Raw genomic sequence first — 1,079 nt, forward strand, 5'->3', positions numbered from 1 at the left:
GGGGCTTCATCTGCATTCCTTCGTCATTACGACGAAGCCCCAATCCTCCTTAAATCACAACATCAAATCTGTGCCATGGGTGCTGACGGGGGACACCCGGCCCGAGTCAGTCCAGAAATCCAAGAACGATTGGACGGATTGCCCCGGTCGGTGCGCGAAATCGCTTGGAAAGGGCAGATTCGATTATGCGCCCGCTACCGAAAGCTGATCATAGCCGGGAAGCTCAAGACCGTCGCCGTGACTGCGATAGCTCGGGAGATGGCGGCATTCTTGTGGGCCATCGGGCAGGAAGTTGCGCCCGCGTCTGCGGCGTGACGTAGTTCCACCAATAAAAGGGAGAGCATCATCTAGGATAAACAATCTGCAGATGTGCAAAGTTGGGGACAGGGCCCCGGTGGGGAAACCTCGCAACAGCTATGTGGCGGACTGAGGTCCATGCCCGATTCTAGACAGAGGCAGCCCCAGACGAACCTACGGAAATGCGGTATCCAACCCGCGCATAAGAGTATGCCAACCGTCGTCTAAAGCCCTGTCCCTTACTCTGCACATCGGCTTCAGCACTCTGTACTTCGTCTTAACTGACAGGAGGGGTATCGTCATGCCGAAACTCATTGATTATGATCATAAGAGCTGTCTGGTTGCGATACATCATTGGGACATGGTAAATGAAGCCATAGCAGATCACGCGTGGCGCATCTCGAACACGATGGATGCGGGGTTCTACGTCGAGGCTTTGCAGGACGCCATGGCCCGTTATGGCAAGCCCGAAATCTTCAACACCGATCAGGGCAGCCAATTTACCAGCCACGCCTTCACCAGCGTGCTGCGCGAGGCCGAAGTGCGGATCAGCATGGATGGCCGGGGCGCTGGATGAACAACGTCTTCATTGAGCGCCTGTGGCGGTCCGTGAAGTATGAGTGCGTCTATCTCCACGCGTTCGAGACCGGAAGCGAACTGCGGGCGGGTCTTGCGCGCTGGTTCACCTACTACAATCCTGCTTCATTACACCCACCTGTCTATGTAGCTGAAGGGAATAGGCTTTGCTGGTCGGGATGTGATCCCGTGGGGTATTTTGGGTT

Annotated in this window: 2 pseudogenes; both read left to right on the forward strand. The window is 55.8% G+C overall.

Going from position 1 to position 1,079, the window contains the following annotated elements:
* Window positions 1-315 (forward strand): annotated as a pseudogene (locus FHW96_RS26050) (hypothetical protein); the annotation flags it as partial.
* Between the two features lie 370 nt (window positions 316-685).
* Window positions 686-1,008: pseudogene (locus FHW96_RS25925) on the forward strand (integrase core domain-containing protein); the annotation flags it as partial.
* Window positions 1,009-1,079: the final 71 nt, after the last annotated feature.

Origin of the sequence: Novosphingobium sp. SG751A (genome assembly GCF_013149295.1) — a bacterium.
GTDB lineage: Bacteria > Pseudomonadota > Alphaproteobacteria > Sphingomonadales > Sphingomonadaceae > Novosphingobium.